Origin of the sequence: Mycobacterium sp. SMC-17 (assembly GCF_045310915.1) — a bacterium.
Lineage (GTDB): Bacteria > Actinomycetota > Actinomycetes > Mycobacteriales > Mycobacteriaceae > Mycobacterium.
The window spans coordinates 90,252-105,192 of the sequence record NZ_JBJIAK010000019.1; the positions used below are offsets into that span (position 1 = coordinate 90,252).

Sequence of the window (14,941 nt, forward strand, 5' to 3'; positions counted from 1 at the left end):
TTGCGACGTTGCAGTGCCAACACTAGATCAGCTAACCAAAACCGGCTCTGGCTCGACGTGCTGAGATCGAGTCGGCACGGCACGATAGGCAGGTGTCGGACCCCCACCATCGCATCGCGGCGGATGCGCTCGAGCGCATCGACACCCTGTTGTCCCGCGTCGACGCCGACCTCGCGGCGCGGTTTCCGGGGGACGGCCCAGCCGCTCAGCCGATCCATACCGTCTATGTCAGCGCGGCCGACGCGACGCCCGATACTCCCGCGCAGTGGGGTCAAGCGGCGCTCGAACTGCTGGACCGGCACCCGGAGGTCTTCGCCGAACTGGGCGACGAGATCACGGTGGCGTTGGTGCGCGACCAGCTCACCGCCGCGCCCATTGCCGACTTGCGACTGGATTTCGAGGACGGCTACGGCCACCGCGGCGACGACGTAGAGGATCGCGACGCGGCGCGGGCGGCGGCGACCCTGCCCGCACTCGGGTTGAGCCACAGCGGGATTCGCATCAAGGGACTGACGACCGCAGAGCGCCGCCGGGCCCTGCGCACCCTCGAATTGGTGCTCGACGCCGGTGCAATCGACGGCTTCGTCTTCACCGTGCCGAAACTGCGTGCGGCCGAACAGGTCACCGCGGCGGTCTGGCTGTGCGAGGCATTGGAGACCGCACACGGTCTGCCAGAGCACACGCTGCGCTTCGAGCTGCAGATCGAGAGCCCGCAGGCGGTCCTCGGCCCCGACGGGACCGCGACCGTCGCCCGCGCCATCCAGCTCGCCGATGGACGGTGCAGCGGATTGCATTACGGTACATACGATTACAGCGCCGCCTGCGGTATCGCACCGCAGCACCAGGCGCTCGATCACCCGGTGGCCGACCACGCCAAGGCGGTGATGCAGACCGCCGCCGCGCAAACCGGCGTCTGGGTCGCCGACGGCTCGACGCAGGTGGCCCCGGTCGGCTCCGAAGAGCAAGTGGTGCAGGCGATCCGGCGCCACCATCGGCTCGTCACCCGGTCCCTCGAGCGCGGTTTCTACCAGGGGTGGGACATGCACCCCGGTCACCTGGTGACCCGGTGGCTGGCCACCTTCACGTTCTTTCGGGCCGCCATGTCCGCCGCGGCGCCCCGGCTGCAGGCCTACCTCGACCGCAGCGGCGGCCCGATCGTCGATGAACCCGCGACCGCCGAGGCGCTGGCGGCGGTGGTGCTGCGCGGGCTGGACTGCGGCGCGTTCGGCGCTGACGACGTACTCGCGTTCGCGCCCGGCGCTACCGTCGACGTGCTACGAAACCTCAAGAACCGGAAGCTGCCATGACTGAATCACTGCCCGACTTCACCTGGCTGCCCGACCTCGCGCTGCGGAGCCTCGGCGGGGCGGTGATCTGGGCCAACGACGACTTGTTCGCCGAGAAGGAGAACCTCATCTCCCCTGGCCCGTCGGTGTATCGGCCGGCCTCGTTCGGTCACAAGGGGCAGGTGTACGACGGTTGGGAGACGCGGCGTCGTCGCGACGAAGGCCACGACACCGCGATCGTGCGGCTCGGTGTGCCGGGCGTCATCCGCGGCGTGGTGGTCGACACCGCGTGGTTCAAGGGCAACTATCCGCCGGCCGTCTCCGTCGATGCCATCGAGGTCGACGGCTACCCCACCGCCGAACAGCTGGCCGTCGACCCCGGCTGGGTACCGCTCATCGAGCGCTCGCGCGTGTACGGCGACACCCGTAACAACTTCGAGGTCTCCTCGGAACAGCGCTGGACGCATGTACGGCTCAACATCTACCCGGACGGCGGGGTGGCGCGGCTGCGGGTGCACGGAGAAGGCCGCCCCGACAAGCGATTCCTCGGTGTCGGCCCGTTGGACCTGGCGGCGCTGGAGAACGGCGGTCTGGTGCTCGACGCCTCGAATCGCTTCTACAGCTCACCGCAGAATCTGATCTTCCCTGGACAGGCCCAGGTGATGGGTGACGGCTGGGAAACCGCCCGGCGCCGTGACGATTCCAACGACTGGGTGCGCATCCGGCTCGCCGGACCGGGCCGGGTGCGGCTCGCCGAGATCGACACGTCGTACTTCATCGGCAACAGCCCCGGGGCCGCGGCGCTGACCGGATTGCGCGCCGACGGGCAGTGGATCGATCTGCTGCCCCGCACCGACCTGCTGCCCGACACGCGGCACCGTTTCCTCATCGACACCGCTGACGTGGTGTCCGAGGCCCGACTGGACATCTACCCGGACGGCGGGCTGGCCCGGCTGCGGCTGTTCGGGGACCTCGCGTGAGTTACCCACGCGACCTGGTGGGTTATGGCCGCACCCCGCCGGACCCGCAGTGGCCGGGCGGCGCCGCCATTGCCGTGCAGTTCGTCCTCAATTATGAAGAGGGCGGCGAGAACAACGTGCTCGACGGGGATCCGGCCTCGGAGACGTTCCTGTCCGAGATGACGCCGGCCGAGGCGTTCCCCAACCGGCACATGAGCATGGAGTCGCTCTACGAGTACGGCTCGCGCGCCGGATTATGGCGGATACTCAGGATTTTCGAGCGACGAGGTATCCCGCTGACCATCTTCGCGGTGGCGCGGGCACTGCAGCGCAACCCGGAGGCACTGGCCGCGTTCGGTGAACTCGGGCACGAGATCGCCTGTCACGGACTGCGGTGGAAGTCCTACCAGCTGATCGACCGCGACACCGAACGCGAGCACATGGCGGAGGCGGTACGGATCCTGACCGAGCTCACCGGTGCCGCGCCGCTGGGCTGGTACACCGGCCGGGACTCACCGCACACGCGGGAGCTGGTGGTCGAGCATGGCGGGTTCGTGTACGACTCGGACTCTTACGCCGACGATCTGCCGTATTGGGTGCAGGTGGCCGATACCGACCATCTGGTGGTGCCGTACACGCTCGACACCAACGACATGCGATTCGCTTCTCCCGCAGGCTTTTCCAACGGCGAGGAGTTCTTCGCCCATCTGCGTGACGCGTTCGACGTCCTCTATGCCGAGGGTCTGGGCGGCAGCCCGAAGATGCTCTCGGTCGGGTTGCACTGCAGACTGGTCGGCCGCCCGGCCCGCAGTGCGGCGCTGGAACGATTCCTGGACCACGTGCAGCGTCATGACCGGGTGTGGCTGGCCCGGCGCATCGACATCGCCGAGCATTGGCGCGCCGTGCACCCGGCCGGTTAGCCGTCGCGCCGCGCGGTGTACTGCTTGGCGGGCGGCGTCGCGAACTCGCCACGTTTGCCGGTGCGCAGACCCATCCGCACCAATGCCTGCACCGTCAACGTCGCCGCGCTCACCCCGTCGACCACCGGCACCCCGAGTTCTGCCGTGATGGCCGCGCACATCTCGGCCATGCCCGCGCACCCCAGGACGATGGCGTCGGAGCCGTCGGACTCCAACGCATCGCGGCATGCCTCGGTGATGACCTTGCGTGCCGTCGGGTCTGCCTCGAGGTCGAGCACCGGAATGTCGCAGGCATGGATACCCAGGCAGAACCGTTGCATCCCATAGCGTTCCGCCAGATCGGCGGCGCGGCCCATGGTGCGCGACAACGTCGTCACCACCGAGAAACCCCGGCCGAGGTGGCTGGCCGTCTGCATGGCGGCCTCGGCGATGCCGATGACGGGCCCGGCCGCGACCTCCCGCGCCGCGTCCAGTCCCGGATCGCCGAAGCACGCGATCACATATCCGTCGACCCCGGCCTGTTCGCCGCGCCGGATCGCCTCCAGCAGACCCGGCACACTCATCGCCTCGTCGTAGTGGCTTTCGATGGAGGGCGGACCGAATTCGGATGTCACGGCAACGATCTCGACACCGGAACCGGCCACTGCTTGTGCGCAGCGGCCGATCCCGGCGGTCATCGACGTGGTGGTGTTGGGGTTGATGACCCAAATCCGGCTCATCCCAAGGACTCCCGCACGGTCACGCCACGGATTCGGCGACGAACCGGTCGCGGACGGCCAGTACCCGGTAGATACCGAGGGCGACGCCGCAGCCGATGAACCAGCTGTACTGGGCCGCGGTGTGCATGCCGTACACGCTGCCCGCCAGTAGCACCGGCAGTGCCGCGAGCACCGCGCCGGCCACGGTCGCGATGACCGCGACCTTGTTGTAGCCCTTGGTGTACCAGTACTTTCCGGACTCGGCCATGGTGAACAGGTCGTCGATGACCACCTTCTGCTTACGCACCAGGTAGAAGTCGGCGAGCAGCACACCGAACAGCGGTCCGATGAAGGCGCCCAGGGTCTCCAGCGTGTAGTGGATCACCTCCGGGTTGTTGTAGAGGTTCCACGGCGTGATCAGAACCGAGCCCACCGCGGCGATCATGCCGCCGGCGCGCCAGCTGATGCGCTGCGGGCTGACGTTGGAGAAGTCGAACGCCGGGCTGATGAAGTTGGCGACGATGTTGATGCCGATGGTGGCGATGGTGAAGGTCAACGCGCCCAGCACTATTGCGAAGGTGCTGTCGATGCGGGCCACGGTCTGCACGGGGTCGGTGAGCAGTTCGCCGAACACCGGCAGCGTCAGCGATGCGGTGACCACCACCAGCACGGAGAACACCAGGAAGTTGACCGGCAGCCCGAGGAAGTTGCCCTTCTTGACCGCGGCGAACGACTTGCCGTAGCGGGAGAAGTCGCCGAAGTTCAGCATCGGACCGGAGAAGTAGGACACCACCAGCGCGATGGCGCCGAGCATCACCGGAATCGAATCCAGGCCGGTGTACTTGACCTCGCCGAGGTTGAGATCGATTGCGCCCCAGCCGGCTTTGTAGATGAGGTAACCGCACAGGACGAACATGACGACGTAGACGGCGGGTCCGCAGAAGTCGATGAACCTGCGGATCGCCTCCATACCGCGCCAGAAGACGCAGGCCTGCAACACCCACAGCAGCAGGAAGCTGGCCCAGCCCAGCACCGGCAGACCGAGGAAGCCGTGGGTGGCGAGGTCGGCGTACGGGGCCAGTCCCGGAAACAGCTTGAGCAGCACGACATCCAGGGCGGCCGACGCCAGGTAGGTCTGGATGCCGTACCAGGCCACCGCGATCAGTCCACGGATGACGGCCGGGATGTTCGCCCCCAGCACACCGAATGCGGTACGACAGATCACCGGATACGGCACGCCGGCAACCTGGCTGGGCTTGGCGACCAGGTTGCACAGGAAGTAGACGAGGGTGATGCCGATCAGCAGTGCCACAAGCACCTGCCAACTGGCCAGGCCGAGGGCGAACAGGCTGCCCGCGGTCACATAGCCACCGACGCTGTGCACGTCGGACATCCAGAACGCGAAGATGTTGTACGAGCCCCAGCTCTGCTTGCCCAGCGGGGCCAGGTCCTCATTGGTCAGTCTGGGGTCGTAATCCGGTTTGATGACGCCGCCGCCGACGGGGTGGCCGGCGGCCTCGACGATGTCACCTGCGCCGATCACCGCGCCCGGTGGGGTCAGGTCCTTGGGAACGAGGGTGTCAGTCATGCTCGAAAACGCTAAAAAAGCAACGTTTCCCTGCTGTTTCCCCTGAGATATGCCGCAATTGCGGAAAAGATATATGTTCGCCGCTACGCCAGCAGCCCGGTGTCCGTGGGCAGTTTGGCGATCACCGCGTTGAGCCGGACGGCATGGTTTTCCGCGACGGCGATCAGGCGCTCGGCGTCACCGGCGACGAACGCGTCGACCATCGCGCAATGATCCGCATGCAGGTCCGCCCGGTCGTCACGGCTGACATGCAGCATCGACTGCACGGGTTCGGTGACATTCCACGCCGCCTCCAGCATGTGCAGCAGCCGATACATGCGCGACGGTCGGGTGAGCGCGGCATGCAGTTCCCGGCTCTGCCGGTGGTAAGCGCCCGCGTCATCGTCGCGAATCGCCTGCTGCAGCCTGACATTGACCGCGACCGCGGCCGCGCGGTCGGCATCGGTGGCGTTGGCCACGGCGACGCCCAGCGACGCCGACTCCAAAGCCTCACGCACGATGTACATTTCGCGGAGCTCCTGCGGCGTCAGCAGGGCCACGGTGTAACCGAAGTTGAGCCGGTGCTCCACCAGCCCCTCCCCGATGAGCGTCTTCAGCGCCTCCCGTACCGGAATCTGGCTGACGCCGAACACGTCCGCCACGTCGGCCAAGGGGATCGGCGTACCGGGCGGCACGCCGCCGTCGAGGACAGCACGGCGCAGTTCATTGAGCACCCCTTGCTGTGACGGCGCGGCCCGATCCGCCACCAGCTGTCCGAGCAGGACGGAACGCCGGTGGGGCCGCATATCCGCACACTAGGTCGGCGTTGTTGCCGAACCGGTTTCGGTGACGTTTCGGCCTGGTTAGCGAATCACGTGTTAAGCACGGCGTGGGCGGCGTTGTAGCCCGGGATGAAGTTGACGGCCGGGCCGCCGTGGCAGCCGGCGCCGCCCAGGTAGACGCCTTCGACCGGCAGCTCCTGGTCGAGATACCCGCGCGGGCCGGGCCGGTTGGGCCCCATCTGCTCGGGGTGGATCAGGCCGTGGCAGTAGTCGCCGCCGGGAGCACCGAACATCCGGTCCATGTGCCGCGGCGTGAACGTCGTGTGCCGCAGGATGAGCTTCTCGAAGTTGGGTGCCACGCGGGTGATCTTGTCGATGACGCGTTGTCCCATCTCGCGTTTCATCGAGCCATAGTCACCGCCGCCTTCGACCGGGAACCACAGCGCGAACGCCGACGACGCGTGCTTGCCGGGCGGTGCCAGCTCGGGATCCAGCACCGACGGAATCTGCCAGGCGATGGACGGATCGGCCGGCACTATTCCACAGCGCGCGGCGTCATATTGCTGCTGCAGTTCCTCGGGTGTGCTGAAAAGGCCGATGGTGCCCTGTAATTCGGGGTTGTTCAGAATCTCGTACGGCTCGGCGAACTCGGGAATGCCGTCGAGGGCAAAGTGCATCTGCAGGTAGCTGCCGCGGTGGTCGACGCGCGTGTAGCGGGCCCGGACGTCGTCAGGCGCGGCGGCACCGAGCAGGCGGTCCACGGTCACCGATGGTGCGAGTGACGAGACCACCACGGGCGCAGCGATTTCCGTGCCGTCCTCCAGCCGGACGCCGGTGACCCGCCCGTCGTCGACGGTGACGGCGGCGACGGCACTGCGCAGCCGGACCTCGCCGCCGTGCGCCACGAACGTGTCCTCGAGGTGCTTGGTCAGCGCGCCGATGCCGCCCTTGAGCTTTCGCATCAGCGACGCACCGTCGGTCGGCACCGCGAGGCCGAAGGCCAGCGCGGCGGCACTGCCGGGGGTGGCCGGTCCGCGGTAGGTGGAGTTGCACGCCAGCACCGACAGCATGCCGCGGATGGCGCCGTGCTTGTCCTTGTCGGGCAGGTAGCGGTCCAGGACGTCGGTCACCGAGCCGAAGAGCATGTCGGTGATGGCCGACCGCTCGAATTCGTTTGTGGCACAGGCATACATCTCGTCGTACGTCTTGGGCGGCAGTCCGGCGTCGAACCGGCCGAGGGCCCGGGCGGGTGCCATGCTCCAGGCCATCAGCCCGGCCATGCCGTTGACGGCCTCGGCGCCGTGCACCTCGTTCATGTGCGTGAGCAGCTTCATGGGATCGGAGTAGAAGAGGAACGGCTCGTCGCCGATCCCCCGCATGTTCACCGACATGACTTCCAGTTCGACACTCGGCACCTCGTCGAGGCCCAGCTCCTGGCTGACCTTGAGCGACGTCGGGAACTGCTCCGAGCCGGCGATCTCGAACTTGAAGCCGTCGAAGAGCTCCACGGTCGAGGCCATGCCGCCCGCGTAGAGCTTGGCTTCCAGACAGAGCGTGCGCAGGCCCGCTTTCTGGAGCAGCACCGCCGAAGCCAGCCCGTTGTGCCCTGCTCCCACCACGATTGCGTCGAATTGCGCCATTTCCGCAGAGTCGCACCCGCGCATAGTTTTGTCAATAGTGACAAAACTTGCCGACGGAGGTCAGACGGGCCCGGCGGCCAGCTGATCCAGTGCCTGGTGACACATGCGCGCCAGATCCGCCAGCGACCGCTCGGCGCCCAGCATCCACACCTCCATGGCCCCGAACACCGCGGCGGCGATGGTCCGCGACGTCACCGCGATGCGCAGCAGGTCATCCGACCCGCCGCGCCGCGCCAGATGCTCGGCGATGGCATCGGCGAAGTCCGCCTCGACCTGCCGGATGTGGCTGACGATCCGGTCGGCGTCGAGTTCCTGCTCGCGCAGCGCAGCGATCTTGGTGACGGCGCCGAAGTCGTACGGAAAGGCGAAGATCGCGGCCTGAACAGCCGCCAGCACCGGCTCGTCCGCGGGTCGCCCGGCGAGCGCGGTCCGAAACCAGTGCAGACCGGCGTCGTAGTCGGCGAACAGCAGCTCGTGCTTGGACGTGAAGTGCCGGTAGAACGTGCGCAGCGAGACACCGGCGTCGGCGGCGATCTCCTCGGCCGTGGTGCCCTCGACACCCTGCGCCAGAAATCGGACCAACGCCGCCTGTTGCAGCGCCTCACGCGTGCGTTCACTACGTACGGTCTGCGGCGGCCGGGGCATCCCAGTACGGTACCGCAGAATGTTTTGTCATGATTGACAAAACATTTCGCGGCGAGCAGACTCCGCTGACATGGTCTCGCTCATCGTCCACGCCGTCCTCGGACTGATCACGATCGCGTTCATCGTCAAGCTCAATCCTGCCGTCTTCCGCAAGCCCGCCGACGGACCCGCGTTCTCGGCACTCGAGTCGGCCTACTACGTGATCGGCATCGCCTCGATAGCGCTCGGCTACTACTTCAACACCAAGTTCGTCATGGAATACCAACCGCCAGGCGGCAATCCGATCACCGGTCCAGGCAGCTGGTCGGACTACATCCGGCTGATGTTCGTCAACCCCGCGGCGTCCTCGGCCGGCCAGGACTACACCATCATCAACGTCATCCTGCTGCCGCTGTTCACCATCGCCGACGGGCTGCGACGCGGCATCCGGCACCCGTGGCTGTTCTTCGTCAGCAGCCTGTTCACCAGTTGCGCATTCGCGCTGGCGTTCTACTTCGCCGTCATCGCGCGGCAGCAGCGGCACGAGCGCACCGTCGACCACGTCAGGAGTTCTGCGACAATCCAGGGGTGACGCCACCGGGGATGGCCGCCCGCCTGCGGCCCTACGCCTCCACGATCTTCGCCGAGATGTCGGCGCTGGCCGCCCGGGTCGGCGCCGTCAACCTCGGCCAGGGTTTTCCCGACGAGGACGGCCCGGCGCCCATGCTGACGGTGGCGCAGCAGGCCATCGCGGACGGCGTCAACCAGTACCCGCCCGGCCCGGGCATCCCCGCGCTGCGCCAGGCCATCGCCGCCCAGCGCAAGCGGCACTACGGCATCGACTACGACCCGGACACCGAGGTACTGGTCACCGTCGGCGGCACCGAGGCCATCGCGTCGGCAGTGATCGGGCTGGTCGAACCGGGCTCTGAAGTGCTGATCATCGCGCCCTTCTACGACTCCTACTCCCCCGTGATCGCCATGGCCGGCTGCCGCCGCGTCGTCGTTCCGCTGGCGCCCGACGGCCACGGCTTCGCCATCGACATCGACCGGCTTCGCGCCGCGATCACGCCCCGGACCCGCGCCCTGATCCTGAACTCACCGCACAACCCGACCGGCATGGTCGCCAGCGACGACGAGCTGAAGGCCATCGCCGCGCTCGCCATCGAGCACGACCTCCTGGTCATCACCGACGAGGTCTACGAGCAGCTGACGTTCGACGGTCATCAGCACCGGCCGCTGGCGGGGTACCCCGGCATGGCCGCGCGCACCGTCACCATCTCCAGCGCCGCCAAGATGTTCAACTGCACCGGCTGGAAGATCGGCTGGGCGTGCGGGCCCGCCGACCTGATCGCCGGGGTCCGCGCCGCCAAGCAATATCTGACGTACGTCGGCGGCGCGCCGTTCCAGCCGGCCGTCGCGCACGCGCTGGACCACGAGGACGCCTGGGTCGCGGCGCTGCGAAAGTCCTACCGCGGCAAGCGGGACCGGTTGGCCGGTGCCCTGACCGACATCGGCTTCGACGTGCACGACAGCTTCGGCACCTACTTCCTGTGCGCCGATCCCCGGCCGCTGGGGTACGACGACAGCACCGCATTCTGCGCCGCGCTACCCGAGCGCGTCGGCGTCGCGGCCATCCCCATGTCGGCATTCCTCGATCCCGACTCGCCTGACTCCGCCGGCTGGAATCACCTGGTGCGCTTCGCCTTCTGCAAACGCGACGACACCCTCGACGAGGCCATCAGCCGCCTCCGCACCCTGTGATTTGTGCACGATTTTCCGCGGTCGGCGCGGAAAATCGTGCACAAATCCCTAGGTGTCCTGGGTGAGGAGCCCGGTGTCGGTGGGCAGGGTGCCGATCGCGGCGTCGACGCTGTCGTTGTGCCGCTGCGCAATGGCACTGAGGCGCTCGGTGTCCCGGGCCAGGAACGCCTCGAGCATCTCCTCGTGATCGCCGTTGAGCTTGGCTCGGTCGTCCGGCGTCACATGCATCATGGCCTGCACGGGTTCGATCATGTTCCAGGACATTTCGAGGATGTGCAGCAGCCGGTGCATGCCGGACGGGCGCACCAGCGCCATGTGGAAGTTGCGGCTCTCCCGCTGGAACGCCGCGCCGTCGGAGTCCCGAATCGCTTGCGCCATCCGGTCATTGGCTTCGATCGCCAATGTCCGCTCGTGATCGGACGCCTTCTGCGCGGCCATCGCAAGCGCCGCACCCTCCAACGCCGCGCGCACGACGTACATCTCGTGCAGTTCCTGCTTCGTCATCCGGGCGACGGTGTACCCCGAGTTGGGCCGGTGCGTCACCAGGCCCTCGCTGATGAGCGTCTTGAGTGCCTCGCGGACGGGGATGTGGCTCACGCCGAACAGTTCGGCGACCTCGGTCAGCGGCACCGGGGTTCCCGGGGGCGCGTCACCGCGCAGGATCACCCGGCGCAGCTCGGTCACCACGGTCTGCTGCGGCCCGCCGTTCCGCACCACCACCAGCTTCTCCAACAACGGAGAAGGTGGGCGGTCGGTCATACGAACCCCCTGTCGACAGACTGTGGACTACCCGTAGAGGCGAGTCACCCGGGCCCGCAGCCGGTCGACCGCAGCATCGAGCACCAGTTTGCGGGCTCGGCGCAACAGGAACTCGGGAATGGGAGCGACGAGGTCCACGATGATGTCGAATCGCACCCGGGTCCGGTCGCCCTCGCGAGTCAGTTTGTACTCGGCATGTTGCCCACGCTGCTGGAAGGTGTCGGCCGCGTCCCACACCACCCAGTCATCACCCCAGTGGTACTCCAGGAGCTCCTTGTCGGTGATGCCCATGATCTTCACGGTCGCTTTGACATGGTGCGGACGACCGTCGGGATACCGATCCAGTACCTGTAGTTCCCGGTGCAAGCTGCGCCATTGCGACGCCTCGTCCATGTCGGCCAGCGCATCCATGATGGCTTCGGGCGAGGCGTCGATCACCAGCTCTCGGGACGCCATAACTGCCATAAGGGCAAATTTAGTCCTCTCCACCGGCCTCGGGTAGAGAATGCGTCAGCTAACTTCCAAAACTGTTACCAACCGACCTCGTCGATCGGGGTGGTCTGCTGCGGCGGGGCACCGACGGGGCCCGACGGAGTCCGCGAGAAGCGCGGCGCGGGGGCGGCCTGGTCCACACCGTCGACGGTGACGATCGTCGACCTGGCCCGGAGGTGCTCGCCGGCGGCGGCCTCGGTCCAGGTGAGCACGGGAGTGACGCAGGCGTCGGTCCCGGCGAATGTCTCGGTCCACTCGACGCGGGTCCGGCTCGCGAACCGGGCAGCAAAGATGTCGCGCATCTCGTCGTAGCGCGCGAGGTCGAACTGGTTCGGCACCTCGGCGGGATCCAGGCCCAGGCCCACAAGTAGCTGAGCGAAGAACTGCGGCTCGATGGAGCCCACCGCCATGTAGCCGCCGTCGGAGGTCTCGTAGACGCGGTAGTACGGGGCGCCGCCGTCCAGGAGGAACGACTCGCGCTGGTCCTTCATCACGCCGGTGGACTTCATGGTCCACATCATCTGGGCCAGCATGCTGACACCGTCGACCATCGCCGCGTCGACGACCTGGCCCCGGCCGGACTGTTCGCGTTCGTACAGCGCGGTGACGATGCCGATGAGCGTCAGCATCGAACCGCCGCCGAAGTCGGCGACCAGGTTCAGCGGCGCCACCGGCGGCCGGTCGCGGTAGCCGATGGCCGACAGCGCACCGGTCTGCGACAGGTAGTTGATGTCATGGCCCGCGGTCTGAGCGAGCGGTCCGTCCTGCCCCCAGCCGGTGATCCGGGCGAAGATCAGGCGGGGGTTGACGGCCTCGCATTCGGCCGGCCCGATGCCGAGGCGCTCGCAGGTGCCGGGACGGAAACAGTCAAGCAGCACATCGGCTTTCGCGGCCAGGGCCAGCAGCGCGGCCGGGTCGGACTTGACGTCGAGGTCGACGATCCGCTTGCCGCGGTGCAGCAGGTCGACGTTCTCGGCCGGCATCGTCAGCCCGCCGGGACGCCGCACCCGCACCACGTCGGCGCCGAGGTCCGCCAGCATCATGGCGGTGTGCGGCCCGGGGCCGATTCCGCCGAGTTCGATCACCTTGACTCCGGCCAATGGCCCCGCATTCGTCATCCCGCGACGTTAGCCCATGGGCCGGAGCGGCTGAATCCCGGTGTGCGTCAGCCCTTCTTGTTCTTGGCCATGAACTTCTTCAGCCCCTCGGTGGCGGTCTCGGCGCCACCGCTGACGCTGCGCTTGAGCAGGAAGCCCGGGATGGGCACCACCGGGTCGACGGTGATCTCGAACTTCACCTTGGTCTTGTTGCCGGCCGGGGTCAGCGTGTACTTGGCTTCCTGCTTCTTCAGCGACGACGACCTGATCAGCACCCAGCTGCCCGTCAGGTCGGTCCAGGTGTATTCAAGGATCTGGTCGTCGGCCATACCGGCGGCCTTGATGGTCATCTTGGCCTGCTTCGGCCGGCCGTTCTCGTAGGTGTCGAGGACCTCGGCCTTGGTGTACTGCGGCGACCACACGGGTGTCTGCGCAAGATCTGCGATGACATCCATGATCTCTTCAGGGGTTGCCTCGATGGTCACTTCGTGCGACGCGCTGACTGCCATGGCGCGACCATAGACCACGGGACCACGCGCCGTGCCCAGATGGTGCAACCAGCGGGACGACCCGCTAGTGGATGTCCGCCTGGATCTTCGCGGCGATGTCGGCGGCCGCCGTCACCGGCGCCTTGGGCGTGCAGGCTTCGACATCGATGATCAGGTTCTCGACGCGCTGCAGAACGTGTTGGCACCAACGTGTTTCGGGCCCGGTGCCGCGCATGATGGGCATCGCGAGTTTGGTGTCGGTGCGCTCCAGGTCGCCGGACAGCCACTTCGGTAACGGCTTGTCGTTGAGCCGGATGTTCACGTGGTGGTTGGTGCACTTGGCCCACCGCTCGGCCGACCGGTTGAAGAAGTTCCGGGCCGCATCGGTTGTCGGGTAGTAAACGACCGACTGCGCCGCCAGGTAGTCCCATTGGTCGCTGTCGGGCACCTGCAACGTCTGCTGCCGCACGGCCTTCCAATCCTGGCCGCTCTTGAGGTCGTTGCCGTCCTTGGAGTAGATGACGGACTCGTCGATCTGCCACACACCGAGGCAGTTCAGGTTCGGCAGCAGGTTGCGGTGGTCGTCCATCCCGTCTTTCGGCGGACGGCCCACCATGCCGGTGACCCCCATCGTCTTGTTCATCTCATCGGGTGTCAGCAGCAGGCTGTCGATGCCCGACTCGGCCACCGTCGTCGGCTTGGCTGGTGTCGGTGTGCCGGCCTTGCCGCCGCACGCCGCCAAGGCCAGGCACAGCACGGCGACGCCGAAGGCGTGTCGCTTCACGTGTTCCTTATTATATCCGCATTATATCCGCGCGCTCAGGCGTGCGTGCCGGCCGCGGCGCAGCCGCGCTGGACGGCCTCGGCATTGGTGTTGACCTCGGTGGCGGTGCTGTCGAGGCTGCCGCCCGTCATGCCGATGCCCATCTTCACGAGCAGCTTGGCGGCGCCGTACGACCAGGACCGCATGGGGTCGGCGATTGCCGGGTTCAGGCCCGGGGTGTTCGCGGCATCCATCGCGACCGCCGAGGACTGCCGCAGAGTGGTCCGGCCGGCCACATTGCTCTGGTGGACGTAGGGGTCGTTGGCGTCGAGGCTGTCGGCGAAGCCCTCGTAGCCCGAGGCCGCACTGTCGAGCGCGGTCGCGAACTGCGAGCACGCGGCGACCGCGGCCGGGTCGGCGTTCGACGACGTCACGCCCGTCGACTGCACCCCGGCGCCGGCATCGATCGGGCCGACCGGCCCGGCTTCATCGTCGGCCGCAGCGGTGGGCAGGTACATCGCCCCTGCGCCGAAGACGGCAGCAGATGCGACAACCAGACGTACCCAGGTGCGTGAAGACTTCACCGTTTTCCTCCAAGTCATTCGGTGCGATTGCCGCGTCCACCGGACATGAGTCACCCGGCAATGACGGACGCTCGGCGTTCGACCCTCTCACGGTCAGGCGTGTACATGGCCAGTTGGTTAACACAAGACAAACCGGCGATTTCCAATCTCCGTCGGTTGTATTTCACTACTGGACCAATGACCCAGATCACACTCGCCGAACTGGGCATTCAATAGCCGGCTACCACGACAAATGACTCCAGCAATACACGCATATTCCGGTGTTGCCCACTGGTTGATAACGCAAGGGCAAGTTTTTGCAGTCCGTTAACCGGCTCTTCGCAGTTGAGGGTGTAGAGGTCATCGGCGCGTCGTTGCCGGGATAGGGGTCGAGGTCTCTCGAAGATGAAGGTTCCTACACGCCTCATCCGAAAGACCTCGACGTGCCTGACGCTACCGGTAGGGCGGGCTTCGCCCGCGCTGACCTGACTACTTTCTGCCGCCTCGACGACCTCGGGTTGGAGGTGACCGGCCAGCAA

The 14,941-nt window shown here is 67.0% G+C and carries 16 protein-coding genes; 5 read left to right on the forward strand and 11 right to left on the reverse strand.

The window, feature by feature from the left end; genetic code table 11:
• The first annotated feature begins 92 nt into the window (after window positions 1-92).
• From ACJH7A_RS14605 to puuE, 3 genes are read left to right on the forward strand one after another with little or no spacing between them, the layout of a single operon-like run.
• The gene (locus tag ACJH7A_RS14605; protein WP_406802200.1) at window positions 93-1,307 is read left to right on the forward strand and encodes a DUF6986 family protein; all 1,215 of its coding nucleotides are present in this window, start codon (window positions 93-95) and stop codon (window positions 1,305-1,307) included.
• The gene (gene alc / locus ACJH7A_RS14610; RefSeq protein ID WP_406802201.1) at window positions 1,304-2,266 is read left to right on the forward strand and encodes an allantoicase; all 963 of its coding nucleotides are present in this window, start codon (window positions 1,304-1,306) and stop codon (window positions 2,264-2,266) included. The genes ACJH7A_RS14605 and alc overlap by 4 nt, the downstream gene beginning before the upstream one ends.
• Window positions 2,263-3,165, forward strand: a complete 903-nt coding sequence (gene puuE, locus ACJH7A_RS14615; protein WP_061004839.1) for an allantoinase PuuE — start codon at window positions 2,263-2,265, stop codon at window positions 3,163-3,165. Before alc ends, puuE begins: the two co-directional genes overlap by 4 nt.
• Here the strand turns inward: puuE and ACJH7A_RS14620 are convergent.
• The 5 genes from ACJH7A_RS14620 to ACJH7A_RS14640 all read right to left on the reverse strand — a co-directional run bounded on the left by ACJH7A_RS14620 (window position 3,162) and on the right by ACJH7A_RS14640 (window position 8,497).
• The gene (locus tag ACJH7A_RS14620; protein ID WP_212813267.1) at window positions 3,162-3,884 is read right to left on the reverse strand and encodes an aspartate/glutamate racemase family protein; all 723 of its coding nucleotides are present in this window, start codon (window positions 3,882-3,884) and stop codon (window positions 3,162-3,164) included. The genes puuE and ACJH7A_RS14620 overlap by 4 nt on opposite strands.
• A 19-nt stretch (window positions 3,885-3,903) precedes the next feature.
• Window positions 3,904-5,451 carry an NCS1 family nucleobase:cation symporter-1 gene (locus ACJH7A_RS14625; protein ID WP_212813269.1) on the reverse strand — a complete coding sequence of 516 codons (1,548 nt, stop codon included), beginning with the start codon at window positions 5,449-5,451 and terminating at the stop codon, window positions 3,904-3,906.
• Window positions 5,452-5,534: 83 nt separating this feature from the next.
• Window positions 5,535-6,236, reverse strand: a complete 702-nt coding sequence (locus ACJH7A_RS14630) for a GntR family transcriptional regulator (protein ID WP_071286734.1) — start codon at window positions 6,234-6,236, stop codon at window positions 5,535-5,537.
• 65 nt (window positions 6,237-6,301) lie between these two features.
• The gene (locus ACJH7A_RS14635; protein ID WP_406802202.1) at window positions 6,302-7,852 is read right to left on the reverse strand and encodes a phytoene desaturase family protein; all 1,551 of its coding nucleotides are present in this window, start codon (window positions 7,850-7,852) and stop codon (window positions 6,302-6,304) included.
• A gap of 60 nt (window positions 7,853-7,912) precedes the next feature.
• Window positions 7,913-8,497 carry a TetR/AcrR family transcriptional regulator gene (locus tag ACJH7A_RS14640; RefSeq protein ID WP_346416319.1) on the reverse strand — a complete coding sequence of 195 codons (585 nt, stop codon included), beginning with the start codon at window positions 8,495-8,497 and terminating at the stop codon, window positions 7,913-7,915.
• A 70-nt stretch (window positions 8,498-8,567) separates the two neighbouring features.
• On the opposite strand from ACJH7A_RS14640, the gene ACJH7A_RS14645 reads away from it, so the two are divergent.
• Window positions 8,568-9,068 carry a DUF2834 domain-containing protein gene (locus tag ACJH7A_RS14645; protein ID WP_346416318.1) on the forward strand — a complete coding sequence of 167 codons (501 nt, stop codon included), beginning with the start codon at window positions 8,568-8,570 and terminating at the stop codon, window positions 9,066-9,068.
• Window positions 9,069-9,079: 11 nt separating this feature from the next.
• On the forward strand, window positions 9,080-10,240 hold the full coding sequence (locus tag ACJH7A_RS14650; protein ID WP_346416343.1) for a pyridoxal phosphate-dependent aminotransferase: 1,161 nt from the start codon (window positions 9,080-9,082) through the stop codon (window positions 10,238-10,240).
• 48 nt (window positions 10,241-10,288) lie between these two features.
• Here ACJH7A_RS14650 and ACJH7A_RS14655 read toward each other — a convergent pair whose 3' ends face one another.
• The 6 genes from ACJH7A_RS14655 to ACJH7A_RS14680 form a co-directional block, all read right to left on the reverse strand.
• Window positions 10,289-10,999, reverse strand: a complete 711-nt coding sequence (locus ACJH7A_RS14655; RefSeq protein WP_346416317.1) for a GntR family transcriptional regulator — start codon at window positions 10,997-10,999, stop codon at window positions 10,289-10,291.
• 27 nt (window positions 11,000-11,026) lie between these two features.
• Window positions 11,027-11,464 (reverse strand): SRPBCC family protein, encoded by a 438-nt coding sequence (locus tag ACJH7A_RS14660; RefSeq protein ID WP_029104636.1) that lies wholly within the window; start codon window positions 11,462-11,464, stop codon window positions 11,027-11,029.
• A 65-nt stretch (window positions 11,465-11,529) separates the two neighbouring features.
• Window positions 11,530-12,609, reverse strand: coding sequence for a CaiB/BaiF CoA-transferase family protein (locus ACJH7A_RS14665; RefSeq protein ID WP_346416316.1), 1,080 nt, complete (start codon window positions 12,607-12,609; stop codon window positions 11,530-11,532).
• 47 nt (window positions 12,610-12,656) lie between these two features.
• Entirely contained in the window at window positions 12,657-13,097 is a 441-nt protein-coding gene (locus ACJH7A_RS14670; RefSeq protein ID WP_133426512.1) for an SRPBCC family protein, read from the reverse strand.
• A gap of 64 nt (window positions 13,098-13,161) precedes the next feature.
• Window positions 13,162-13,860 (reverse strand): sensor domain-containing protein, encoded by a 699-nt coding sequence (locus ACJH7A_RS14675; RefSeq protein ID WP_346416315.1) that lies wholly within the window; start codon window positions 13,858-13,860, stop codon window positions 13,162-13,164.
• A gap of 35 nt (window positions 13,861-13,895) precedes the next feature.
• Window positions 13,896-14,423 (reverse strand): hypothetical protein, encoded by a 528-nt coding sequence (locus ACJH7A_RS14680; protein WP_406802203.1) that lies wholly within the window; start codon window positions 14,421-14,423, stop codon window positions 13,896-13,898.
• Between the last annotated feature and the right edge of the window lie 518 nt (window positions 14,424-14,941).